Raw genomic sequence first — 22,717 nt, forward strand, 5'->3', positions numbered from 1 at the left:
AGGCCGGCGCGCGGGGAGGTGGCCGGCCCGCCGGCCGGGCGCCTCCCCGAGCCCGCCTCCGGGCCGGGCGTCACCCCGCCCTGTGCCGCCGAGCCTTCCGCGCGGCGGCGGGCGGCTCACGTCCAGGCGAGCCGGCTCAGTCGTCGCCGAGGATCATGTTGAGGATCCAGCTGATCACGCCGACGACGATGGCGCCCCAGAACGCCGCCATGAAGCCGCTGACGTGGAAGGGCAGGTCGAGCTGACCGGCCAGCCAGCTCGTGAACAGGAGCAGCGCGGCGTTCACGACCAGCGCGAACAGGCCCAGCGTCAGCACGTAGAACGCGCAGCCCACGGTTTTGATGATCGGCTTGAGGACCGCGTTGACGATGCCGAAGATCAGCGCGACGGCGAGGAGCGTGCCGATCTGCTTGGCGGTCGTGTCGGCGGAGACGCTGATCCCGTGCACCAGCTTCGTTGACGCCCACAGGGCCGCCGCGACGACGATGATCTTGAGTATGACCTTCACGAAAAGATCCTTCCATGGCGCGGCAAAGAACGCGCGGGCCACGTGCGGAAAGTACGCTCCGGACGCCGGGCCCGCACCCCCCGGGAGCGCGCGCGTGCGCGCTGTGGTCGGATGGACGCGCCCGACAACCGTCGCCGCCGGACAGGAGACGCCATGAGAACCCGCGAGATCCGCCTCGCGTCCCGGCCGAAGGGGTGGCCGGAGCCCGCCGACTTCGACCTCGCCGAGACCGATCTTCCCGAGCCGGCCGAGGGCCAGGTGCTCGTGCGGAACCTGTTCATGTCCGTCGACCCGTACATGCGGGGGCGGATGAACGACGTCGAGTCGTACGTGCCGCCGTACCGGCTCGGCGAGCCGATCGAGGGGGGAGCGGTCGGCGAGGTGGTCGACAGCCGCGCCCCCGGACTGGCCAAGGGGGATGTGGTCCTGCACAACCACGGCTGGCGGGAGCACGCCCTGCTCGACGCCCGGGCCGTGCGGAAGGTCCCCGACGTCCCGGGGGTGTCGCCCTCGGCGTACCTCGGAGTGCTGGGCATGCCCGGCCTCACGGCGTACGCCGGTCTGCTCGACGTCGCCGGCTTCAAGGAGGGCGACGCGGTGTTCGTCTCCGGGGCGGCCGGGGCCGTCGGGAGCCTCGTGGGCCAGATCGCCCGCCTCAAGGGCGCCTCCCGGGTGATCGGCAGCGCCGGGTCGGCCGCGAAGGTCGCGTTCCTCACCGAGCGGCTCGGCTTCGACGCCGCGTTCAACTACCGTGACGCGCCGGTGGCCGAGCAGCTCGCGGCGGCCGCGCCGGACGGCATCGACGTCTACTTCGACAACGTGGGCGCCGACCACCTGGAGGCCGCGATCGGCGCCCTCCGCCCGCACGGCCGGGTGGCCCTGTGCGGCGCCATCGCGGTCTACAACCGTGCCGACCCCCAGCCGGGACCGCGCAACCTGTCCCTCGCGATCGGCAGGCGGCTCACGCTCCGCGGCTTCATCGTCGGCGACCACTTCTCGCGCATGCCGGCGATGGTCGACGAGGTGGGCGCCTGGCTGCGCGAGGGACGGATCGTGTACCAGGAGACCGTGGCCGACGGGCTGGACAACGCCCCGGCCGCGTTCATCGGCATGCTGCGCGGCGAGAACGTCGGCAAAATGATCGTGCGCCTCTGACCTGCATATTCTTACTTGCGGGTATAAGCGGCAAACTTGGGGGAAATCACCCCTCTTGGGGGTGAGGCTGAATGGACGTGGAAGAGCTCGAGTCGCTGCCGGCGAAGGAGCTGCATGACCGAGCGGTCCGGTACGCCGTGCGGCATGGCGACTTCGGCTTCCTGTGGGACCTGCTGAAGGTGATCCCCGCGGCCGAGGCCGCCAGCGGCAACAGCGAGGAGACGGCCAACGACCTCAGCCGTGTGTCGGCGCTGCTCAGCGACGCCATGGCCGCGGGTGAGGGCGAGCTGGGCGACGCGCTGCGGCCCGTCTACGTCGAGTACCTGTCCAAACACCCCGACGCGTGATCGCCGTCCCGCCGCGGCCCGCGCCCGGCGGGGCCGCGGCGGTACGCCGTGGGTCCTCGCGGGGAGTGCGGCCCCGGGTCCTGAGCGGTACGCCGTGGGTCTTCGCGGGAGTGCGGCCCCTGGGTCTTGAGCGGTACGCCGTGGGTCTTCGCGGGGAGTGCGGCCCCGGCGTCGCCCCGGTCGCCGGCGGTCGTGAGACGAATATGAGCGAGTAGCCTGCCAGGGCGGTTTCTTCAGCCCCTTCTCATGTCGCCTGGTCAGGATGTCGCTGTGGTCAAGACACGTGTGCTGGTCGTCGACGACGAGCCCGAGGTGCGCGACGCGGTGGCGCGGGCGCTGCGAGTCGAGGGCTACGGCGTGGCGACGGCCGGCGACGGCCCGTCCGCGCTGGACGCCATCGGCGCCGGCCCTCCCGACCTCGTGGTCCTCGACGTGCTCATGCCCCAGATGGACGGCCTTGAGGTGTGCCGGGCGCTGCGCGGCGACGGCCACCGGCTGCCCGTGCTCATGCTCACCGCCCTCGACGGCGTGGGCGACCGGGTGGCCGGGCTCGACGCCGGGGCCGACGACTACCTGATCAAGCCGTTCGCGCTGGAGGAGCTGTTCGCCCGGGTGCGGGCGCTGCTGCGCCGCACGGCCCCGCCCCCCGGCGAGGGCTTCGCCGACCTCGTGCTGCTGCCCGACAACAGGCAGGCGAGGCGCGGCTCCCGGCTCATCGACCTGACGAGGACCGAGTACGCCCTGCTCGACCTGCTCATCCGCAACGGCGGCCAGGTCCTCACCCGGCAGGTCATCCTGGAGCGGATCTGGGGCTACGCCTTCCGGCCCGGGTCGAACCCCCTTGAGGTCTACATCCGCTACCTCCGCAAGAAGACGGAGGCCGGTGGAGAGCCCCGGCTGATCCACACGGTGCACGGCCTGGGGTACTGCCTGCGGGACCCGGACCTCGCCGACGGCGGCGACGGGCCGGGGGAGGCGCGGTGAAGCTCCGCTGGCGGCTCGCCCTGGCCTCCGCGCTCGCCGCCGCGGTGAGCGTGATCGTGGTCATCGTCGCGGCCTACCTGATCACCTGCCGGAGGGTCGAGAGCGCCCTCGGGCGGTTCGACGGCTATCCGGACCGGCCCCCGGCCGGGGTGCTCGCCGGGCTCGCCGACGTGGACGACCTCGGCTGGCCGTTCTTCGCGGTCGCCCTCGGCGGCCTGGTGCTGTCCGGCGCCCTCGGCTGGCTGGCCGCGCGGGCCGCCCTCCGGCCGGTCAACCACTTCCGGGACGCGGCCAGGCGGGTCGCCACCACCCGCGACCTCACCACCCGTATCCAGGTGACGGGGGACGACGAGCTGGCGAGCCTCGCCCGCAGCTTCAACACCATGCTCGACGCCCTCGAACGCTCGGCCAAGGCGCAGAAACGCCTGGTCGCCGACGCGTCCCACGAGCTGCGCACACCCCTGACCGCCGTACGGACCAACGTGGAGCTCCTCATCCGGGGGGAGCTGCCGCCGGAGGACCGCGACGACGTGAGCCGGGCGGTCGTGAGCGGGCTGGAGGAGCTCACTGCGCTCGTCTCCGACGTGGTCGAGCTCGCCCGGGACGAGGAGCCCGCGGCGCTGGTGGAGACCGTACGGCTCGACGAGCTGGTGCGGCGGGAGGTGGCCCGGGCCGCGCGGCACTGGCCCGCGACCTCCTACACGGTGTCCGTCGAGCCGTCCGTGGTCCGCGGCGTGCCGGAAAGGCTGGCGCGGGCCGTGGCCAACCTGCTCGACAACGCCGCCAAGTACAGCCCCCCGGCCGGCCGGGTCGAGGTGTCGCTGCGGGGCGGCGTGCTGACCGTGCGGGACCACGGCCCGGGGATCGCGCCGGAGGACCTCCCCCATGTGTTCGACCGGTTCTACCGGGCCCCGGCCGCTCGGTCGCTGCCCGGCTCCGGCCTCGGGCTCGCGATCGTGGGCCAGGTGGTGGACAGCCACGGCGGCAGCGTCTCGGCCGCCCCGGCCCCCGGCGGCGGCACGCTCGTCCGGCTGGCGCTGCCAGTAGGGTGACGGACATGGGCTCTGTACACGTCGAGCGGACCGAGGACGGTTTCGTCGCCCGCAACGACCGGGGCGGCGAGATCGTCATGGGGACGGGTGACGGGCTGTTCAGCCCGCTCGAACTGCTGCTCGCGGCCGTCGGCGGATGCAACATCATGACCGTCGAGCCGCTGACGGCCCAGCGCGGCCACCGGCTGGTGGGGCTGGCCGTCGACGTGACCGCCGAGAAGGCCGCCCCCACGCTGCTGCGGTCGGTCACCGTGACCTACGACGTGGAGCTGCCGTCGGAGGAGTCGCGGGAGGTGTTCGAGGCCGTCGCCGAGCGGGTCCACGAGCGCCACTGCACGGTCAGCAGGTCGCTGGCCGCGGGCACGGAGGTCCGGCTGGAGCTGCCTCCTAGCGCGCCCCAGGCATGACGGCCCGGATGTAGGACGAAAATCCACCTCCGTCTTACGACTTCATGACAACCGCGCTTGTACTGTTGAAGCAAGTCCTCCAGATGAGGACGCCACACGGACTTTATTGAAAAAGGACGCGGATGGGGGAACCGCGTCCGGAAAGCGGGGGACCCGCCGGTGCCTTTGGGGAGGGCATTCCTGGCGGAACCGCTTCGATCCGGAGCCGGGCAGTTGGGGGACTGCCCGGCTCCGGCATTTTCGTCCCCGGATCCTCCCGCGTCGGGGCCCGCCCGACGTGCTCTCGGGCCGCCCGTCCGCGATCACGGCCGGCCCCCGCATTGACCCTCGTTTGGTGAAGGAAAAGCGCCGTCACGGTGATCCCGTGGCGGCGCTTTTCTGTCTGTTCTTTTGCCTCGGCGTGGTGTCGGGGGCGCCCTTCTTGAATGTGGCCGCCCCGGCTTGCCGTACGGGTTGGGTATTTTGCCGGCGCCTGCCGCGCGGGGCGTGCGGCGGCCCGGCGGGACGGCGAGGGCTTTCGTGGGAGGGGCTTGGCGTTCGCAGTCGGGCTTGGCCTAACCGGGTAGATCTTCTGGGCGTTTTGTGAGTTTTACTTTGCCCCGTCCTGACTTGTCCGGTAGTGTCGCTTTCGCCGCCGACCGGTGGCTGGATTGGCCGGGAGAGGAGATCGCTGTGGGAGACCCCACCACGAGCTCCGCGTCCCGGTACGGATCACACGTCTGACTCACGACGGCCTTCCGGCCGGTCGCCATAGCCAGCGCCAGAGCGCACGACGCCGGGTGATCACCGACACATCCGCCCGGCCCGTGGTCCCTCTCAGCGGACTGCCGTGACCCTGCAGGCCCCTTGCTACAAGGCCAGCCCCTGTCGTCTCACGAAAGATCCCCTCTCTTGATGAAGACACTGTTTGACCTGCGCCACAACCGAAGCGTCGCGTGCGTGGCCATGTGTGCGGGCGCCGTCGTCGTGGGCGGCTCGCTCGTCGCCGCCGCTCCCGCCCCGGTCGAGAAGCCGGTCAACCAGGCCGTCACCACGGTGTCCGCCGCCCTGTCCGCCACGGCTCTGTCCGCGGCCGCCCTCCCCGAGGCTGTGCTCCCCGTCAACGAGCGGGTGCTCCTGCGCGGCAGCACCAAGGGCTCCTATTTCTGGGACGACTGCTCCGGCCGCGAGGGCGACACGGGCCTGCCGGCGATCGGCAAGCCCATGCAGAAGGGACTGTTCGCGAGCCCGAGCTGGCCGCTCGGCACCGAGGGCTACATCTTCTACAACGGCAAGAGCGCCAAGTTCTTCATCGGCGACCGCGGCCCGGGCGTCCCGTCGGACGACGGCGTCATGCTGGACATCGACGGCAAGACCTTCGCCCAGCTGACCGGCAACGCCTGGAACGACGACACGCTGACCGTGAACGGCGACGACGGCCACATCCAGGTCGACTACATCGTCACCAAGTGGGGCGACGGGCCCGGCACCCGCGGCGAGCCGCTCCCCTTCTCCTCCGGCGCCTGGAAGGGCTGATCCACAACCCCCGTTCGTCGATGTGCGGACCGTCCCCGGGACTGCTAAGGTTACGCACGTCGCAAGCGCCGCTAGCTCAGTTGGTTAGAGCAGCTGACTCTTAATCAGCGGGTCCGGGGTTCGAGTCCCTGGCGGCGCACTGACAGGCCCCGGGTCTTCCACGGAAGACCCGGGGCTTTTCCTTTGCCGTCGTCGTCGGCGGATCCGCGGCGGTGCGCGTTCGGACGCCGAGGAGATCGTGCAGGCGCCACCCGTCCTCGTCCCCGGCCATGCCTATAGTCGAGGAGGATGGCCGTACACGGCGGGCGGGGCTTGAGCCCCGGCGTGGCCGTGGTGAGGGGGACCGTCATGGACGCATCCGTGCTCGATCGACTGAGCCCGGGCGACCATGTCTGCCGGGTCTACGGCGAGGAGGACCAGCGGGCCGAGACCGTCGCCGGGTTCGTCAGGGGTGGAGTGAGGCGCGGCCACAAGGTGGTCTACTTCGCCGTGCGGTCGCCCGGCGCCGTGCTCGAGGAGCTGGCCTCCCGGGGCGTGGACGGGCGGGTCCTGTGCGACCGCGGCCAGCTGGAGGTGGCCCGCGCCGGGGACGGCTACCTGACGTCGGACGGCTTCGACCTCGGGACGGCGGTCGCGGGGTGGGAGCGGGAGATCGCGCGCGCCCGGGAGGGCGGCTACGCCGGGCTGTGGGAGATGGGCGACATGGCGTGGGCGGCCGGCGAGGGTGCGGTGGCGGAGCGGCTGCTGCGGTACGAGCGCGAGGCCACCCGGTTCTTCTCCCGGGACGACGCGCTCGCCCTGTGCCTGTACGACCGGCGGATCTTCCCGGAGGAGGAGCTGGACGCCATCGCCGCCGTCCACCCCTCCACCCTGGAGCCGGCGGACGACGCGGACTGGGCGCCGCTCCTGCGGATGCGCCGCACCTCCCGGCCGCCGGGACTGAGGCTCATCGGCGAGGCGGACGCCTCCAACAGCCACGCGCTCGCCGCCACCCTGGCGAGCCTCGCCGGCGACCTGCCCCTCACGGACGAGCCCCTGACCCTAGACCTCACCGAACTGCGCTTCGCCGACGCCGCGGTGGCGCGGCTGCTGATCCGGACCGCGCGCGTTCTGCCGAACGGGATGCGGATCGCCGGCTGCCCCTCCTGCGTCGCCCGCCTGCTGACCCTGCTCGGCGGCGGCTGGATCCCCGGGGCCGGCCTCCGCCACGACGGCTGACACCAACCCCGAACCCCGCCGCCCCCTTCAAGACCGGTCCGCCGGTGCGCCTCGCGTCACCAGGTGACCGGCAGCTCCCGGAACCCGCCCGTCAGGCGGTCGGCCCGCGGCCGCAGGTCCTCGTACGGCACGGCCAGCCGCAGACCGGGGAAGCGCTGGAACAGCGAGCCGAACACGGCCCGCAGTTCCACCCGCGCGAGGCTCGCGCCCAGGCAGTAGCGCATGGCGTAGCCGAACCCGACGTGCGGGATGGCGAGGTCGCGGGAGATGTCGAAACGGTCGGGGTCGGCGAAGACCCGCTCGTCCCGGTTGGCCGCCGGCGTGGACAACATGATCAACTCGCCCGCCCGGATCGGGACGCCCGCGATCTCGGCGTCCTCGTGGGCGTACCGGACGAGCCCGTGCTCGCTCGGCACCGCGAAGCGCATGATCTCCTCGACCGCGTCGGCGGCCCGCGACGGGTCGCGGATCAGGGCCTCCCGCTGGTCGTGGTGGCGCAGGAGGAGCAGCACGCCGTAGTCGATCTGGTTCACGGTCGTCTCGTGGCCGGCGAACAGCAGGCCGCCGGCGATCCGGGCGATCTCGGACTCGGGCAGGTCGGCCGTGGCCAGGTCGGAGTACACGTCCTCGCCGGGGTGCTCCCGCTTGGCCCGCACGATGGCGTACGTGTACTCGCCCATCGCGTCCCGGGCGGCGGCGGAGCGGGCCAGGTCGGTGAGATCGGTCATGTCCTCCGCGATGGCCCGGAACCTGTCCCTGTCCTCGAACGGCACGCCCAGCAGCTCGCAGATCACCTGGATCGGCAGCGGCACCGACAGCCGTTCGTGCAGGTCGGCGGGTGGCCCCTGGTCGGCAAGGTCGTCCAGGAGGCCGTCCACGAGCGTCTGAACCCGGCCCGACAGGCTCTGCATCCTCCGCGCCGAGAACGCGGGCGCGAGCAGGCGGCGCATCCGGCCGTGCACGGCCCGCTCGGTCGCGTGGTCGCCGTTCGGGCCGCCGATCAACGCGTTCCGCGACAGCCGGGGGGCCGAATCCGGGACCGGGTGCGACCGGCCGAACCGCTCGTCCGCGAAGACCTCCCTGACCTCGTCGTACCCCGTCACGAGCCACGCCTCGTCACCGGTCTCCGTCAGGACCTTGGTGACCGGGCACTTCGCGCGCAGGTCGGCGAAGCCGGGGGAGACGTCCAGCGCGTCCATCCGCTCGAACGGCAACTGAGGGAGTCCGGACATGTCAAGAGATCCCTTCAAGAGGCGTCAACCTCTCGAAGCTCTCATCCGGCCCGTCCCTGGACAAGTAGCGAAACCATGTCTTAGAAGGGGCTTCCCCATCTCCGGAACAGGTGCTTAGCCGCCCTGATCCAGGCTCACGGGCTCCGGTTGAGGGGTCGTCTCCTCGGAGGGCCTCATCCGCCGGGTCCGCCGTCCGATCACGACGGTCGCCGCGGCGGCGGCCACGGCGAACCCGACGGGGACCATCCACAGCCGGTTGAGCCGGTCGCCGAGCAGGTGGTCCACCGAGAGCCGTCCGGGGCCGGCCACCGCCAGCGCGGCCGAGGCGACCCCGAGCAGCGCGGGGAACTCCAGCCCGCCCTGCGTCGAGAAGAACCCGTTGGGCACGTGCACGGAGGCGGCCGCGGTCATCGCCGCCGCGGCGGCGGCGCCGGCGGCCGGCGTGGCCAGGCCGAGGGCGAGCAGGCCACCCCCTCCGGCCTCGCCGAGCCCGGAGGCCAGCGCGCTGTGCCGGGCCGGCGTGAAGCCGGACTTCTCCATCATCGCGGTGGTGCCGGTCATCCCGCCCCCGCCGAACCAGCCGAACAGCTTCTGCGCGCCGTGGGCGAACAGCACGCCGCCGACGCCCAGCCGCAGCGCCAGCAGTCCGATGTCGTGTCTGCCGATGTCAGCCATGAACGCCTCCTTCCCGGAGACGTCCACCTGACTCGTCCGATTCCGTCAGGCGCCCGCCGGGGCCGCCGACGGGTCGGGAGCAGAGGCCGTCCACGCGGCCTCGCCCTCGCCGAGGACGGCCTCGTAGTGCTCGACGAGCCGTTCGCACAGGGAGGTCCACGTGCGGGAGAGCACCGAGCGCCGGGCCTCCTCGCCCATCCGGGCGCGCGCGGCCGGGTCGGAGACCAGCCGTCTCACGGCCTCCCGCATGAGCGCCGGCGCGTCCGGCGGGTAGAGCAGGCCGTTGCCGCCGGGCCGCACGAGGTCGAGGGGGCCTCCGGCGGCCGCCGCGACCACGGGGACGCCCGCCGCCAGCGCCTCCTGCACGGCCTGGCAGTACGTCTCGTTCGCCCCGGTGTGCACGAACACGTCGAACGACGCGAGGGTCCGGGACAGCTCGGCCCCGGTGCGCAGCCCGCAGAAGACGGCGCCGGGCAGGCGGCGGCGCAGCCCGGGCGCGGCGGGACCGTCCCCGACCACCACCAGCCGCACGCCCGGCAGGCCGGCCAGTTCGGCGAGCAGGTGGACGCGCTTGTCGGCGGCCAGCCGGCCGACGTACCCGACGATCACCTCTCCGCCGGGGGCCAGCTCGCGGCGCAGCCTCTCGTCGCGGTGGGCGGGGTTGAAGCGGTCGAGGTCCACGCCGCGCCCCCACAGCCGCAGCCGCGGCACGCCGTGCGCCTCCAGTTCGGCCATCGTCGCGGTGGACGGCGCGAGCGTGCGGGCCGCCCGGACGTGGATGTGCCGCAGCCACGCCCAGATCGCCGGGTCCGCGCCGCGCAGGCCGTACTGCCGGGCGAAACCGGCCAGGTCGGTCTGGAACACCGCGACCGCCGGGACGCCGAGCCGCGCGGCGCCGGCCACCCCGGAGGCGCCCACCACCGTGGGGGAGGCGAGGTGGACGACGTCGGGCTTGAAGTCCGCAAGGAGCGAGGTGATCCTCCTGCTGGGCAGGCCGACCCGGAACGACCGGTAGAACGGCAGCCGGAACGCCGGGGTGGCGTGCACCGGGAACCCGGCGTAGCCGGCCGGCCCCCGCGACGGCGCGATGACCATGGCTTCGTGGCCCTCGGCGGCCAGGTGGTCGAGGACGCGGCAGACGGAGTTCGTCACGCCGTTGACCTGGGGGAGGAACGACTCGGCGACGATGGCGACTCTCATGGCGTGATCTCCGTCTCTGGGCCGGCCGCCGTCCGGCCGGGACGGCGGTCGGGACAGCGGTCAGACAGGGGTCGGGCGGATGCGGCGCAGCACCGGGTCCAGCTCCGCCGCCGAGCGCTCGTCGAGCAGGGCGGTGCGGCCGCGGGCGGCGTGCCACGCCTCGGCGAGGACGAGCGCGCCGAGCCTGGGCAGGAAGTCGCGCGAGCGGCGCACCACCCAGCCGGTGCCCTCGACCGCCATCCAGCGGACGCCGTCCCAGGCCGAGGGGACGGGGCCGGACGGCTCCCGGTCGGGCAGAGCCCGCACCGCGATCCCGTGCGCCGCGAGCTCGCCGGCGAACAGGCGGGCCAGCAACCGGTGGCCGCGCTCGCTCGGGTGCAGCCGGTCGACGCCCCACATCCGGCGCTCGTACAGCGCGGGGTGCGCGGCCAGGTCGACGTGGACGGTGCCGTACCGCTCGGCGAGGCGGTCGAGGATCGCGTTGATCCCCCGTACGCGGCGGGTGAGCGGGCGGCGGACCAGGTCCGGCACGCCGAGCATCAGGCCGGGGTCGGGGAGGCGGGCGGTGAGCACGGTCGCGCCGCCGCCGCGCAGCCCGGCCACGACGGCGTCCAGGTCGGCCGCGATGGCGGGCAGCGAGAAGTCGCCGCGGAGGGTGTCGTTCACCCCGGCCAGCACCGTGGCCAGCGTGGGCCGCAGGGACAGTGCGCGGGGCAACTGGGCGGCGGCCAGGTCGCGGGAGGTCGCGCCGCTGCGGGCGAGGTTGCCGAACAGCACCTCCTCGCGCGGGCCGAGCGCCTCGGCCAGCAGCGCGGCGTAGCCCCGCCAGCCGCCGCCCGGCAGCGGGTCGCCGAGCCCCTCGGTCACCGAGTCGCCGAGGGCCACCAGTCGGGTCGTCACCACCGTCGATCTCCGATCAGCCTGGGGAGTGCGTGCGCGCGCAGGAACCCGTCCACGGACGCGGGCCAGCCGAACCGCTCGGCTTGGCGGCGGGCCGCGGCCCGCCGGTCCGCCTCGTCCCGGGCCAGCAGGCGCTCGATCGCGTCGGCGTACGCGGTGGGGTCGCCGGACGCCGTGAGGCCCGCGTCGCCGACGACCTCCGGGAGCGCGCTCTCGGCCGCCACGGTGACCGGCGTCCCGCAGGCCAGGGCCTCCAGCGCGGCCAGGCCGAACGTCTCGATGGGTCCGGGGGCCACGGCCACGTCGGCGGTGGCGAGCAGCCGGGCCACCCGGTCCCGGTCGGCGATGTGGCCGAGGAACCGCACCGGGAGCCCGTCCGCGAGCGCCTCAAGGGCCGGCCGCCGCGGGCCGTCCCCGGCCACGGCGAGGACGGCCGGGACGCCCCGGCGGCGCAGCTCGCGCAGCGCCTCGACCGACCGCTCGGGCCGCTTCTCCGGGGAGAGCCTGCCGCAGTGCACCAGGAGCCGCTCGCCGGGCCGGGCCAGCGATCCGCGCAGGCCGGGGTCGCGGCGGACGGGGGAGAAGCGGCCGAGGTCGACGCCGAGGGGGACGCGCACGAGGTTGGGGACGCCCAGCCGGTGGAACTCGGCCGCCGCCCACTCCGTCGTACAGGCGATCACGTCGTACGACCGGGCCGTCGCGGCGTTGAGCCGGTCGGCCAGGCGCCTCGACAGGGGGACGGGCATCCGGCGGGGCGCGAGCACGCGCAGCAGGCCGTCCAGGCTCTCGTGGGACACCATCATCGAGCGGACGCCGCGCGAGCGCGCCCACCGGCCGGTCCACCGGAGCGTCGCGCGGTCCGACACCTCCAGGCGGTCGGGCTCCAGGTCGTCGAGCAGCCGGGCCAGGGGCCGCCGGGCGGTGATGACGCGGTAGCCGCCGGTGCCGGGGACGAGTGGCCCGGGCACGGTGACGACAAGTCCGGCCCGGGTCTCGGTCCGCCCCGGGTGCTCGCCGGGGATCACCAGGACGACCTCGTGCCCGGCGGCGGCGTACCCGGCGCCCAGCTCCTCCAGAGCGGTGCGCAGGCCGCCCGAGCGGGGGGCGACGAAGTTGGCCAGCCGTACGATCCGCATGATCCATCCCGGCGTCGAGTCGGTGCCTGCGCCGATGGTGGACCGGCCGACCACCCGGACAGATAACCGCAAATGGCCTGATCCCTAACCTTCTCCGAATACCGGTGTCATTTCCGGTCACGGCATGGGCCGGATGAGGTGGGGACGGCCCGGATCAAGGACCGGTGAAGTGACCGCAGCCGGCGGAAGATCTTCATCGGGGGCGCGGTGGCGCCGACTCCGGACGGGGGAGACCGCTTCTCACTACCAAGTGTGTCCGGATGAGCACATCCTTGTCTCCCGGCACCCGAGCCTGGAGGTGGTGACGAGTGCGGTTCTCAGCGGAGGACGCTGCCTGGAGTCAGCTGCGCAGCGAGTACGCCGGGCGCTGGTCGATCTGGCGGAGCGACGCCGGCCGCTGGTACGCGACACGGCTGACGAGGTCGCTGTCCCGCGCCGAGATGGACCGGGGCCTGATCATGACCGCGAGCGGCGAGAACGCGGACGAGCTGCGCGCGCAGCTGATGGCGCAGGACGGGCTCGCCAGCCACGTGATCTCTGGCTGACCCGCGGGGAACGGCGCCGCACCCGCCGGGCGCGGCGCCTTCGCATGAGGCACGACCTCGACGCACCGCCTGACACGCCCAAGAAGCGGCGGCCGCCGCACGGGTGGGGTGATCGGCCCGGCAGGACGGGTGAGACGATCGGGGGGTGACCGAATCCGTGGTTGGCGACGGCGCGCCGGCCGGCGCCGTCACCGTCCCCCCGACGGGCGCCCAGTACACGATCGCGGCCGAGGGCTACCGGGCCGTGCTCACCGAGGTGGGCGCCGGCATCCGCGCCCTGACGTACGGCGACCGCCCGCTGCTCATGGACTACCCGGAGGACCAGCCGCCCGTGGGCGGGGCCGGCCAGCTCCTCATCCCCTGGCCCAACCGCGTCAGGGACGGCCGCTACATCTTCGACGATGAGGAACGGCAGCTCGCGATCAGCGAGCCCAGGACGGGCAACGCCGCGCACGGGTTCGCCCGGCTGCTCTCGTGGACCGTGCTGGCGGAGGAGCCGTCGTCCATCCGGTTCGGGGTGCGGATGTTCCCCCAGCTCGGATACCCGCACGTGCTCGACCTCACGGCGACGTACGCGCTCGGCCGGGGCGGCCTCGAGGTCGAGGTGACCGCGACCAACGTGGGCGCCGGCACCGCGCCGTACGGGATCGGGGCCCACCCGTACCTGACCCTCGGCGAGGGCCTGGTCGACGACGCCGTCCTGGAGATGCCCGCCGCCGGCTGGGCCGAGCTGGACGACCGCAAGATCCCCACCGGGCTCCGCGACGTCGAGGGCACGCCGTATGACTTCCGGCGGGCGCGGCCCATCGGCGACCTGCCGCTCGACACGCCGTTCACCCGGCTGCGCCGCGACCCCGACGGGCTGGTCCGCGTGGTCCTGCGCGCGGGCGACGGCTCCCACGGCGTCGAGCTGTGGGGCGGCGAGGGCGTCGAGTGGCTCCAGGTCTTCACCGGAGACCCGCTGCCCGAGCCGTACCGGCGGGCGGGCATCGCGGTCGAGCCGATGAGCTGCCCGCCCAACGCGTTCGAGACGGGGGAGAACCTGCTCCGGCTCGCCCCCGGCGACCACGTGAGCCACCGCTGGGGGGTCAGGGCTCTCTCGTGACACCGCCTTGAGGGGCGGGTGTGACAGGCGATCGTCGTGATTTCAGCTATTTTCATCTGCTCTCCGGGACCGGGCGAGCCGGGGGCCGGTCCGGCCCGGTCCCGGCCTCGCCCCGGATGAGCTGCTCCGACGCACGTCGGGACGGGGCGGGGGCGCGGGTCGTGGTGACGGTGAGGTCACGGAAGCGCACTGGGCGGGAAACAATCCTGTTTCTTTGAATTCACACAGCCGCGACACGTGCCGTATGGTGACTGTGGGAGCGCTCCCATTGGACCCAGAGGAGGCGCGCGTGACTCTCCCCTTCGGATCGGCGCCGCTCGACGCTATGCCCGTCGGGACCGCCGAGTGCCTCCTGCCCGCCGTGGGGGCGAGTGTCGGCGTCGCCCGCGGCGTCGTGCGGCGCGAGCTGGACAGGTGGGGGGTGCCCGAGCTCGTGGACGACTGCTCCCTTATCGTGAGCGAGCTGGCGGCCAACGTCGTGCGCCACGGCGGGACGGTGTTCACCCTGCGGCTCGGCAGCAACGGCGCCTGGGTCTACGGCGAGGTCTTCGACCAGGGGGAGGGCGTGCCGCGGCCCCGGGAGGCCGATGAGGACTCCACCGACGGGCGCGGCCTGATGATCGTGAACGAGCTCGCCGACGACTGGGGGGTCGCCCGGGACGCCCGGGGCGGCAAGACCGTGTGGTTCATCGCCGGGGCGGACGTCCCGCGCCACGTGCCCGTCGTCCCCTCCCGCTCACGCGTCGCGGTGGGCTGACGCGCCCAGCCGGGCCAGCACCTGCTCGGCGATCTCCTGCGGCGTGCGGGCGCCGCTGTCCACCGTCACGTCGGCCACCTCCAGGAAGTGCGCGAGCCTGCGCGCCCGCTGCTCCTCCAGCATCTTGACCAGGTCGGGCTGGAAATGCGGCCGGTGCGGGCTCGACTTCATCCGCTCGGCCAGCACCTCGGGCGGGCCGTCGAGGAACACCACGAACGCCGAGGTCAGCGCCGCCCGGGCCGCCGGGTCGTCCACCGTGCTCGCGGCCGCGGCGACCACCGGAACCGGACGGGCCGCCAGCGCCTCCCGGAGCACCTGGGACTCCCTGGCGTGCAGTTCGTCCGCGCCCAGGTCGGCCGCCATTTGCGCGGCGGTCGCGCCATACCTGGCCTCCAGGTCGGCGTCGCTGTCGCGCATCGGACGGCCGAGCGCGTCCGCCAGGAGGTGGGCCACCGTGCTCTTCCCGGCGCCCATGAGTCCCGTCACCACTACCGGAATGTCCGTCATGTCCACCATGCTGCCCGGTCAAGAGGGGGGCACGCGAACGTTTGGAATCCGTGGAGGGGATAGAGGCACAGGCGAAGGAGGACTAGCCAATGACCATCGCCGGAAGCATCATCCTCATCATGATCGGTGCGATCCTCACCTGGGCGGTCGACTTCGCCATCGCCGGGCTCGACATCCAGGTCATCGGGGTAATCCTGATGGTGGGAGGCCTCGCCGGGCTGCTGTTCGGCATCTGGCGCCTGACCACGGCCCGCCGCGCCGCCGCCGTGACGACGACCGTGCCGGTAGACGAGGCGACGACCCGCCGCCACGTCTACGAGGAGCGGCGCTACAACGACCCGATCTGAGCCCGCTCAGCAGGAGGCCTCGCAGGAGGGAGGCACGATCATGCCAGGACGCAAGGAGCTGCCGTCCACCCTGGAGCGCTCCCCCAAGGACGCCCAGGAGACGTGGATCAAGGCCCACGACTCGGCCGTGGAGACGTACGGCGAGGGCGAGCGGGCGCACCGGACGGCGTTCGCCGCGCTGAAGCACTCCTTCGAGAAGGTGGGCGACCACTGGGAGAAGAAGGGCAGGCGCGGCCCCTCGGACGAGCAGGCGGCCAAGGGCACGCCCAAGGCGGGCAGGACGGCGGAAGGCGTGGACGCCAACGCGTCGAAGCGCCACCTCTACGACGTCGCCACCCGTCTCGGCGTCCCGGGCCGTTCGAAGATGTCCAAGGAGGAACTGGTCGACGCGATCAAGAAGGCTAACCGCCGCGCCACCGCCAAGGCCCGCTGACCCTTCCGTCCGGGCGGGCCGCGCGGGCCCGCCCGGACGGGGACGAGGTCAGTACGGGTAGTGCAGGGGTGCGTCCGTGCTGGTGATCCAGCGGCGCTGGGTGAACTCCTCGAGGTTCGCCTCGCCGCCCGAGCGGCCGCCCAGGCCCGACTGGCCGACGCCGCCGAAGGGTGCCAGGGCCTCGTCCTGGGGGGTCGCGTCGTTGACGTGCGCCATGCCGCCCCGCAGCCGGCGCGCGAGCCGCAGACCTCGGTGTGTGTCGGCGGTGACGACGGCGTTGACCAGGCCGTACCCGGTGTCGTTCGCCGCGCGGACCGCGGCCTCCTCGTCGTCCACCACCAGGACGGGCGCGATCGGCGCGAAGATCTCCTCGTCCCACAGCCGCATGCCGGGGGTGACGCCGGTGACGACCGCCGGCCGCAGGTACGGCGGCCGGGCCGACCCGCCGGTGACCACCCGCGCTCCCGCCGCGACGGCCTCCTCCAGCATCTCCTCGGCGCGCCGCCGCTGCCGCTCGTTGATCATCGGTCCGAGGCCGACCGGCTCGGTGTGCGGGTTCCCGACCGTGATGGCGTCGGCCCTGGCGGCCAGCGCGGCCACGTAGCGGTCGGCCACGGCACGGACCACGATGTGGCGGCCCGCGGTGATGCACGTCTGGCCCTGGTAGTGGAAGCTCGACCAGGCGCCGATCATGGCGGCCCGGTCCAGGTCGGCGTCCTCCAGCACGATCAGCGCGTTGTTGCCCCCGAGCTCCAGGGAGGCCTTCTTGAGCAGGCCGCCCGCTGTGGCCGCGATCCGCCGGCCCACCGCGGTGGAGCCGGTGAAGTGCACCATCGCGACGTCAGGGTGCTCCACGATCCGCTCGCCCACGTCAGCGCCGCCGGGCAGGACCTGGAGCACGCCCGGGGGAGCGCCGGCCTCCGCGAACACCTCGGCGAACGTCAGGCCGCCGGACAGCGGGGTCTCCGGCGACGGCTTGAGCACCACCGTGTTGCCGAGGGCGAGGGCCGGGGCGACGACGCGCATGCCGAGCACGAGCGGGAAGTTCCACGGCGTGATGAGCCCGACGACGCCGAGGGGGACGCGCTCGGAGACCGACAGCCGCCCGGGATGCGTGGTCGGCAGGATCTCCCCGACCGGCCGGGAGGCCAGCGCGGCCGCCTCGGTGAGCTCGCCGGCCGCCGCGCCGATCTCGTAGTCGGCCTTGCCGGGGATGCACCCGGTCTCCCGCACGAGGAGCTCGCGCAGCTCGCCCGACCGGTCCCCGAGGATCGCGGCGGCGCGCCGCAGGACGGCCGCCCGCTCGGCGTACGTGGCCGCCGCCCAGGCCGGCTGGGCCGCGGCGGCCGAGGCGACCGCGCGGTCCACGTCGGGCACGCCGGCCAGGTCCACCGTGGCGAGCGTCTCGCCGGTGGCCTTGTCCAGGACGTCGATCGTCTTGCCTCCGGACGGGGGCTCGAAGGCGCCCCCGATGAAGAGAGTGGTGGGCCGCTCGCTCATGTCTCTCCTTGAGCTGGTCGGGGTCAGGGGGACGGCTCGTCGCCGGGCACGGGGACGAGCCGGTCGAGGGCGCGGCGGGCCAGGACGACCGCCCCGCGCACGGGCGGCTTGCGCATCAGCCGTATCGGCAGCCGCGGGTGGCGCTCGGCCAGGGCGTCCTGGAACGCGTGGAACAGCATGGGCTGGCGGACGAAGACGCTGCCGCCGGTCACCACCTCGGTCGCGACGGCCCCCCTGGAGACGAGGGTGCCGACGAGGCCGGCCAGCCGCCTCCCGCCGGTCTCGATCACCTCGGTGGCGTCGGCCGAGCCTCTCCGCGCGGCCTCGAAGACGACCGGGGCGCGGTCGGCCCAGTAGCCGGCGGCGGGGTTGTCGTTGACCGCCCGGGCGAGCGCCGCGGGGGCGGTCACCTGGAACCCGTCCATCAGGAGGGGAAGCAGCACGTCGGGAGCGCCTCCCGCGTCGTCGCGGGCGAGCGCCACCTTGACGGCCTCGCGGACGAGCCCGGCCGCGCTCCCCTCGTCGCCGATCACCCAGCCCCAGCCGCCCGCGAACGACAGCCCGCCGTCGCGGCCGACCGCGACGGCGATGGAGCCCGTGCCGGCGATGACCCCGATGCCCTCCTCAAGCCCGGCGGCGCTCACCAGCAGCGCCGCGTCGTTGGTGACCGCGCAGGGGACGCCGAGCCGGGCGCGCAGCGCGTCCGCCAGGTCCCGGCAGTGCTGCTCGGTGTCGCACCCCTGGGCGCCCGCGCCCACCGCGAGGACGGTCTGGCCGGCCGGCGTGTGCCGTCCGACGAGGGCCTCGATCCAGCGGGCGGCGGCGGCGACCGGGCCGGCGGACCAGTCCCCGCTCGGCTCGACCGCCTCCCACGCGAGCGTCCCCTCGGGCGTCTCCGCCCTGATCGCGGTCTTGGTGCCGCCGATGTCGAGCCCGACGAGCACGCCGCTCACGCCGTCTCCCCCGAGTACGCCGCCATGGCGGTCTTGGTGTCGGCGGAGTGGAAGACGAACGACTCGATGGGCACGTCCCTGGCCTCGGCCAGCGCCTGCGCGAGTCCCTGCAGCACGACGGCCTCCAGTACGGACCGCTGCACGGGAGGCAGATCGGGCACGCGGACGACTCGCAGCAGCGGCCCGGGCGACACGTCCCTGGAGGTGAGCAGCAGCACCGGATGGCCCGCCTCGGAGAGCTGGCGGCCGAGCGCGACCTCCCGATCGCCCCCGACTATCACGTGGGCGGTGCCGCCGGCCGACTCCATCGCCCCGTGCAGGTACTGCCGGGTGCCCATGGCGGCGGACGGGACCCGTGCGACCTCGCGGAACAGCAGGGCTCCTGCCTCGGCGGTGCCCACGGCGGACGCGTCGCCCACGAAGTCGACCGACGAGACCCCGTCGAACGCGGCCGCCGCCTCGGCCGTCGCCGCTGCGGCCTCCTTCTCGAAGTCGCCCAGCAGGCCGGGGAGGTCCCGCCATCCGGGATCCGGCGCGCCGCCGTCCCACATGTCCGCCAGGACGCCCAGGGCGACCAGGGTGCCGGTGTACCCGATGGTCGAGGCGTAGCTGTCCCGCTCGTTGCCGAGGTCCACCGCGGCCCGCGCGGCGCCGGCGACGTCGGACGGCCACACGTTGACCACCGCGATCGTCTCCACGTCGTCCGGCAGCGACCGGAGGGCCTCCAGCGTCTCGACGCTGCCGCCGCTCTGGGAGACGGCCACCACGGCACGGCCGCGCACGGTGAGCGGCAGCGGCGCGTCGCCGGCGCCGATCCGGTACGCCTCGTGGCCGCGGGCGCGCAGCGCCCACAGCGGCGCCGCGCAGGCGGCGAGGCTCGCCCCCATCGCGACGAAGAGCGGGCCGGCACCCCGGAGACTTCCCGCGTCCGCCAGCTCGCCCAGCCGCCGTGTCACCCGGTCGGTGATGGCCGCCAGGGCGTCGCGCTGCGCGGCGCGCCCCTCGACGAAAGTCCGATACTTGCCTGACATGTGTGTCGTTCACTCCTGATCTCTGGCCGCCGGCGACGGCGGCCGGTCACTTGACGGCGCCCGCCGCGAGACCGCTCATGATCTGGCGCTGCAGGATCACGGCGAACACGACCGGGGGCACCAGGGCCACGACGCCGCCCGCCGCCATCAGGCCGAAGTCGAGGCTGGCGTACTTGCCCACGAACTCGCTCAGCGCGACGGGGACGGTTTTGGCGGCGGGGGAGTCGGTGAAGATGAGCGCGTAGAAGAACTCGTCCCAGGAGGCGAGGAAGGCCATGATCGCGGCGGTCACCAGGCCCGGCCTGGCGATCGGCAGGACGATCCTGAACAGGGCGCCGAGCCGGCTCAGCCCGTCGATCTGCGCCGCGTCCTCCAGCTCCACGGGCAACGCCGCGAAGTAGTTGCTCAGCAGCCACAGCAGGAACGGGGTGGTGAACGTGCAGTTCACCAGCACCAGGCCGGTCCTGGTGTCGAGCAGCCCGAGGTTCGCCATGATCAGGTACAGCGGGATGACGAGCGCCAGCGGCGGCATCATGTACGTGCCCAGGAACAGCAGCAGCACCGGGGTCTTGCCCCGGAAGCGCACCCGGGCGAACGCGTAGGCCCCGAAGACGGCCGCGACGCCGCTGATGACGACGGTCGCCGTGGCCACCACGAGCGAGTTGACCATCGCGGCCCGCAGGGCGCCGCCCACGCTGCCCTGCGCACCGGCGAAGATCTCCTGGTAGCGGGCGAGCGTGGGGTGGTCGGGGACGAAGTGCGTGGGGACGCTCAGCAGCTCGGCCTGCGTGGACACGCTCGAGATCACCAGCCACAGGATCGGCCCGAACACGGCCGCCAGCAGCACCGCCCCGATGGCGTACATGAGGACGTAGTAGCCCGTCCGGCGGCGCGTCATCGGCCCGATCCCGTCTGCCGCAGCGCCCGCAGGTAGACCAGCGACAGCGCCAGGATGAACAGGGCCGTGAGGAACGCGATCGCCGAGCCCAGCCCGAAGCGCTGGTTGGAGAAGGCCTGGAGATAGGCGTAGAAGGCGATGGTGGTGGTGCCGGAGGCGGGGCCGCCCCTGGTCATGATGTAGATGATGTCGAAGACCTTGAACGCCTCGATCGTGCGCAGCACGACGACCACCGCGATCACCGGCTTCAGCAGCGGCAGCGTCATGTGCCGGAAGCGCCGCAGCGCCCCGGCCCCGTCGATCGCGGCCGCCTCGTAGATGTCGGCGGGGATGGTCTGCATTCCGGCCAGCAGGAGGATCGCCACCAGCGGGATCGTCTTCCAGGCGTCCACGACCCCGACGACGTACAGGGCGCGGCCGGGGCCGCCGATCCAGTCCTGGTAGTGGTCGATCAGGCCGAGCCGCAGGAGGAGCCCGTTGAGCGCGCCGTAGTTGGGGTTGAGGATCCAGCGCCACATGTTGGCGTTGACGATCGTGGGGATCGCCCACACCACGATGACGGCGGTGCGGAAGAGCCACTGGCCGGGGATCCTCTGGTTGAGGAACTGGGCGAGCAGCACCCCGACGACCAGCTCGATCCCGGTGGAGAAGACCGTGAAGACCGCCGTGCGGCCCACGGTCTGCCAGAAGGCCGGGTCGGTGACCAGGTCGGCGTAGTTGCGCACGCCGACGAAGCCGTAGGCGGCCTCCACCACCGAGTCGGCGTCCAGGAAGCTCAGGACGAGGGTCCGGCCCAGCGGGTAGAGGATGATCCCGAAGACGACGACGAGCGCGGGCGTCAGGAGGGCCAGGGCGTAGCGGCCCTCCCGGGCTCGGCGCGGCGGCCGGCCGGCCGGGACCGGCGCCGCGCGCGTGCCCGCGCTCATCGGCTGTCGCACCAGTCCCGTCATGCCGTCGCCAGCTCGTTGGCCTTCTCCACGGCGGTGTCCAGGGCGGCCTGCGGGCTCTGCTGGCCGTACAGCGCCGCCTGGATCTGCTGCTGGATCACCTGGCTGATGGCGTTGTAGTTGTTGACCTTGGGCCGGTCGGTCACGCTCTTGAGCTGCTCGCCGTGGGCCTTGGCCAGCTCGGGGTTGTCACCCAGCACCGACGCCTTGGAGTAGGAGCCGGCCCAGATGGGCGTGATGTTGTCGGGGTGCGCCTCCTGCTGCTCGGGGCTGGCCAGGAAGGTCACGAAGTTCCACGCGTCGTCGACCCGCTCGCATCCGGTGGTGATGGCGAGGTTGCTCGACCCGGTGCAGGCGGGGCCCGCCCCGCTGGGGCCGATCGGGCTGGTCGTCACGACGATGTCGCCGACCACCTTGCTCTGCTGCGGGTCCTTGGCGGCCGAGGCCACGTAGTCCCAGTTGAGGACCATCGCCGCCTGGCCCTGCAGGAGGACCCGCTTCACGTCGTCCTCGATGTACTTCAGCGACGAGGGGTCGGTCAGCCCCTCGTCGATCGTGCTCTTCATCCACTCGAGCGCCGTGACGCCGCCGCCCGTGTTGAAGACGAACTTCCCCTGGTCGTCCTGCCACCTGCCGCCGAACGCCGCGAGCAGCGAGCCGTAGTCGACGATGACGCACTCGGCCTGGGCCCAGCTCCACACGAACGGGAACTTGACCGCGCCCTTCTTCTTCAGCGTCCTCGCCGCGGCCAGGACGCCGTCCCAGGTCTTCATGTCGGTCTCGGCGACGCCGTTGTCCGCCAGGAGCTTCTTGTTGTAGTAGAAGAGCTTGCCGCCGACGACCCACGGCATCGCGTAGTCGCGGTCCTGGTATCGGACGATCTCCTCCACCGGCAGCATCGTCGTCTTCCAGTCCGGCTTGAACCGGGACGTGACGTCGATGATCATCTTCTTGGTGGCGAACTCGGTGAGCCACTGGCCGTCGATCAGGACCACGTCGAACTTGCCCGCCGCGGCCGAGGTCACGATCTTGTCGTGCAGCGCCTCGTAGGCGACGAAGGTGGCCTCGACGGGGACCTTCGGGTAGGCCGCCTTGAAGGCTCCGATCATCGCGTTGATGTCGGACTCCGAGTAGCCGGCCTGCTTCATGAACAGGGCGCGGAGCGGGCCCGTGGCGCCGGAGCCCGATGATCCGCCGGGGACGCCGCAGGCCGCCAGGAACGCAGCGGTGCCGGCCGCCACGCCCAGCCCGAGAAACTCACGCCGCTGTAGCGACACGCTGATCACTTCCTCTGAGACGCTTTTGCATATTTCTCCCAGGCAGGGAGTATGTTAGTTAAATTACTAACGAACTCTGATCCGGGTC

At 73.0% G+C, this 22,717-nt stretch carries 25 protein-coding genes and 1 tRNA gene; 13 read left to right on the forward strand and 13 right to left on the reverse strand.

Translation table 11 applies throughout. The annotated features are described in order from the left end of the window. Positions 1–136 precede the first annotated feature (136 nt). Positions 137–508, reverse strand: coding sequence for a phage holin family protein (locus tag MPTA5024_RS32075; RefSeq protein WP_036331415.1), 372 nt, complete (start codon positions 506–508; stop codon positions 137–139). Between the two features lie 153 nt (positions 509–661). Here MPTA5024_RS32075 and MPTA5024_RS32080 point away from each other — a divergent pair, with 153 nt between their 5' ends. From MPTA5024_RS32080 to MPTA5024_RS32115, 8 genes are all read left to right on the forward strand, one after another. Next, entirely contained in the window at positions 662–1,663 is a 1,002-nt protein-coding gene (locus MPTA5024_RS32080) for an NADP-dependent oxidoreductase (RefSeq protein ID WP_036331417.1), read from the forward strand. Between the two features lie 71 nt (positions 1,664–1,734). Then, on the forward strand, positions 1,735–2,010 hold the full coding sequence (locus tag MPTA5024_RS32085; protein WP_036331418.1) for a hypothetical protein: 276 nt from the start codon (positions 1,735–1,737) through the stop codon (positions 2,008–2,010). A gap of 270 nt (positions 2,011–2,280) precedes the next feature. Continuing rightward, positions 2,281–2,994, forward strand: a complete 714-nt coding sequence (locus tag MPTA5024_RS32090; RefSeq protein ID WP_232326732.1) for a response regulator transcription factor — start codon at positions 2,281–2,283, stop codon at positions 2,992–2,994. Next, positions 2,991–4,046, forward strand: coding sequence for a HAMP domain-containing sensor histidine kinase (locus MPTA5024_RS32095; RefSeq protein ID WP_051458923.1), 1,056 nt, complete (start codon positions 2,991–2,993; stop codon positions 4,044–4,046). Before MPTA5024_RS32090 ends, MPTA5024_RS32095 begins: the two co-directional genes overlap by 4 nt. A gap of 5 nt (positions 4,047–4,051) precedes the next feature. After that, positions 4,052–4,453 carry an OsmC family protein gene (locus MPTA5024_RS32100; protein WP_036331420.1) on the forward strand — a complete coding sequence of 134 codons (402 nt, stop codon included), beginning with the start codon at positions 4,052–4,054 and terminating at the stop codon, positions 4,451–4,453. A gap of 894 nt (positions 4,454–5,347) precedes the next feature. Further along, a complete protein-coding gene (locus MPTA5024_RS44545) occupies positions 5,348–5,968 on the forward strand; it encodes a hypothetical protein (RefSeq protein ID WP_198167520.1) in 621 nt (206 codons plus the stop codon). Positions 5,969–6,033: 65 nt separating this feature from the next. Further along, positions 6,034–6,107 (forward strand) — tRNA-Lys (locus tag MPTA5024_RS32110). Between the two features lie 221 nt (positions 6,108–6,328). Next, positions 6,329–7,186, forward strand: coding sequence for an MEDS domain-containing protein (locus tag MPTA5024_RS32115; protein ID WP_198167521.1), 858 nt, complete (start codon positions 6,329–6,331; stop codon positions 7,184–7,186). Positions 7,187–7,242: 56 nt separating this feature from the next. On the opposite strand, the gene MPTA5024_RS32120 is transcribed toward MPTA5024_RS32115, so the two are convergent. The 5 genes from MPTA5024_RS32120 to MPTA5024_RS32140 all read right to left on the reverse strand — a co-directional run bounded on the left by MPTA5024_RS32120 (position 7,243) and on the right by MPTA5024_RS32140 (position 12,401). Beyond that, positions 7,243–8,418 carry a cytochrome P450 gene (locus MPTA5024_RS32120; protein WP_036331422.1) on the reverse strand — a complete coding sequence of 392 codons (1,176 nt, stop codon included), beginning with the start codon at positions 8,416–8,418 and terminating at the stop codon, positions 7,243–7,245. Positions 8,419–8,532: 114 nt separating this feature from the next. Further along, positions 8,533–9,093 carry a DoxX family protein gene (locus tag MPTA5024_RS32125; RefSeq protein WP_036332039.1) on the reverse strand — a complete coding sequence of 187 codons (561 nt, stop codon included), beginning with the start codon at positions 9,091–9,093 and terminating at the stop codon, positions 8,533–8,535. 45 nt (positions 9,094–9,138) lie between these two features. Next, on the reverse strand, positions 9,139–10,293 hold the full coding sequence (locus MPTA5024_RS32130) for a glycosyltransferase family 4 protein (protein WP_036331424.1): 1,155 nt from the start codon (positions 10,291–10,293) through the stop codon (positions 9,139–9,141). Between the two features lie 60 nt (positions 10,294–10,353). After that, entirely contained in the window at positions 10,354–11,196 is an 843-nt protein-coding gene (locus tag MPTA5024_RS32135) for an SGNH/GDSL hydrolase family protein (protein WP_051458924.1), read from the reverse strand. After that, positions 11,190–12,401 carry a glycosyltransferase gene (locus MPTA5024_RS32140; protein ID WP_232326734.1) on the reverse strand — a complete coding sequence of 404 codons (1,212 nt, stop codon included), beginning with the start codon at positions 12,399–12,401 and terminating at the stop codon, positions 11,190–11,192. Before MPTA5024_RS32140 ends, MPTA5024_RS32135 begins: the two co-directional genes overlap by 7 nt. A 236-nt stretch (positions 12,402–12,637) precedes the next feature. Here MPTA5024_RS32140 and MPTA5024_RS32145 point away from each other — a divergent pair, with 236 nt between their 5' ends. The 3 genes from MPTA5024_RS32145 to MPTA5024_RS32155 all read left to right on the forward strand — a co-directional run bounded on the left by MPTA5024_RS32145 (position 12,638) and on the right by MPTA5024_RS32155 (position 14,736). After that, positions 12,638–12,874, forward strand: coding sequence for a hypothetical protein (locus MPTA5024_RS32145; RefSeq protein WP_036331426.1), 237 nt, complete (start codon positions 12,638–12,640; stop codon positions 12,872–12,874). 145 nt (positions 12,875–13,019) lie between these two features. After that, positions 13,020–13,979: an aldose 1-epimerase family protein gene (locus MPTA5024_RS32150; protein WP_084370178.1), complete on the forward strand. Its 960-nt coding sequence runs from the start codon at positions 13,020–13,022 to the stop codon at positions 13,977–13,979. Positions 13,980–14,268: 289 nt separating this feature from the next. Then, positions 14,269–14,736, forward strand: a complete 468-nt coding sequence (locus MPTA5024_RS32155; RefSeq protein ID WP_198167522.1) for an ATP-binding protein — start codon at positions 14,269–14,271, stop codon at positions 14,734–14,736. On the opposite strand, the gene MPTA5024_RS32160 is transcribed toward MPTA5024_RS32155, so the two are convergent. Further along, a complete protein-coding gene (locus MPTA5024_RS32160) occupies positions 14,716–15,243 on the reverse strand; it encodes a shikimate kinase (RefSeq protein WP_232326735.1) in 528 nt (175 codons plus the stop codon). The two genes, MPTA5024_RS32155 and MPTA5024_RS32160, sit on opposite strands and share 21 nt — an antisense overlap. Before the next feature lie 89 nt (positions 15,244–15,332). Here MPTA5024_RS32160 and MPTA5024_RS32165 point away from each other — a divergent pair, with 89 nt between their 5' ends. Further along, positions 15,333–15,590, forward strand: coding sequence for a DUF6458 family protein (locus tag MPTA5024_RS32165; RefSeq protein ID WP_036331429.1), 258 nt, complete (start codon positions 15,333–15,335; stop codon positions 15,588–15,590). Positions 15,591–15,630: 40 nt separating this feature from the next. Continuing rightward, positions 15,631–16,023 carry a ChaB family protein gene (locus MPTA5024_RS32170; RefSeq protein WP_036331430.1) on the forward strand — a complete coding sequence of 131 codons (393 nt, stop codon included), beginning with the start codon at positions 15,631–15,633 and terminating at the stop codon, positions 16,021–16,023. 48 nt (positions 16,024–16,071) lie between these two features. Here the strand turns inward: MPTA5024_RS32170 and MPTA5024_RS32175 are convergent, their stop codons facing one another. The 6 genes from MPTA5024_RS32175 to MPTA5024_RS32200 are packed head-to-tail and all read right to left on the reverse strand — an operon-like array spanning position 16,072 to position 22,629. Beyond that, positions 16,072–17,523, reverse strand: a complete 1,452-nt coding sequence (locus MPTA5024_RS32175) for an aldehyde dehydrogenase family protein (protein WP_036331431.1) — start codon at positions 17,521–17,523, stop codon at positions 16,072–16,074. 23 nt (positions 17,524–17,546) lie between these two features. Next, the gene (locus tag MPTA5024_RS32180; RefSeq protein WP_063794824.1) at positions 17,547–18,476 is read right to left on the reverse strand and encodes an N-acetylglucosamine kinase; all 930 of its coding nucleotides are present in this window, start codon (positions 18,474–18,476) and stop codon (positions 17,547–17,549) included. Continuing rightward, positions 18,473–19,507: an SIS domain-containing protein gene (locus MPTA5024_RS32185; RefSeq protein WP_036331433.1), complete on the reverse strand. Its 1,035-nt coding sequence runs from the start codon at positions 19,505–19,507 to the stop codon at positions 18,473–18,475. The genes MPTA5024_RS32180 and MPTA5024_RS32185 overlap by 4 nt, the downstream gene beginning before the upstream one ends. A 46-nt stretch (positions 19,508–19,553) precedes the next feature. Then, positions 19,554–20,405, reverse strand: a complete 852-nt coding sequence (locus MPTA5024_RS32190; protein ID WP_036331434.1) for a carbohydrate ABC transporter permease — start codon at positions 20,403–20,405, stop codon at positions 19,554–19,556. Continuing rightward, positions 20,402–21,355, reverse strand: coding sequence for a carbohydrate ABC transporter permease (locus tag MPTA5024_RS32195; protein WP_036331435.1), 954 nt, complete (start codon positions 21,353–21,355; stop codon positions 20,402–20,404). Before MPTA5024_RS32195 ends, MPTA5024_RS32190 begins: the two co-directional genes overlap by 4 nt. After that, positions 21,352–22,629: an extracellular solute-binding protein gene (locus MPTA5024_RS32200; protein WP_157099845.1), complete on the reverse strand. Its 1,278-nt coding sequence runs from the start codon at positions 22,627–22,629 to the stop codon at positions 21,352–21,354. The genes MPTA5024_RS32195 and MPTA5024_RS32200 overlap by 4 nt, the downstream gene beginning before the upstream one ends. Between the last annotated feature and the right edge of the window lie 88 nt (positions 22,630–22,717).

Origin of the sequence: Microbispora sp. ATCC PTA-5024, assembly GCF_000511135.2 — a bacterium.
In the GTDB taxonomy this organism is placed as follows: Bacteria; Actinomycetota; Actinomycetes; order Streptosporangiales; family Streptosporangiaceae; genus Microbispora; species Microbispora corallina.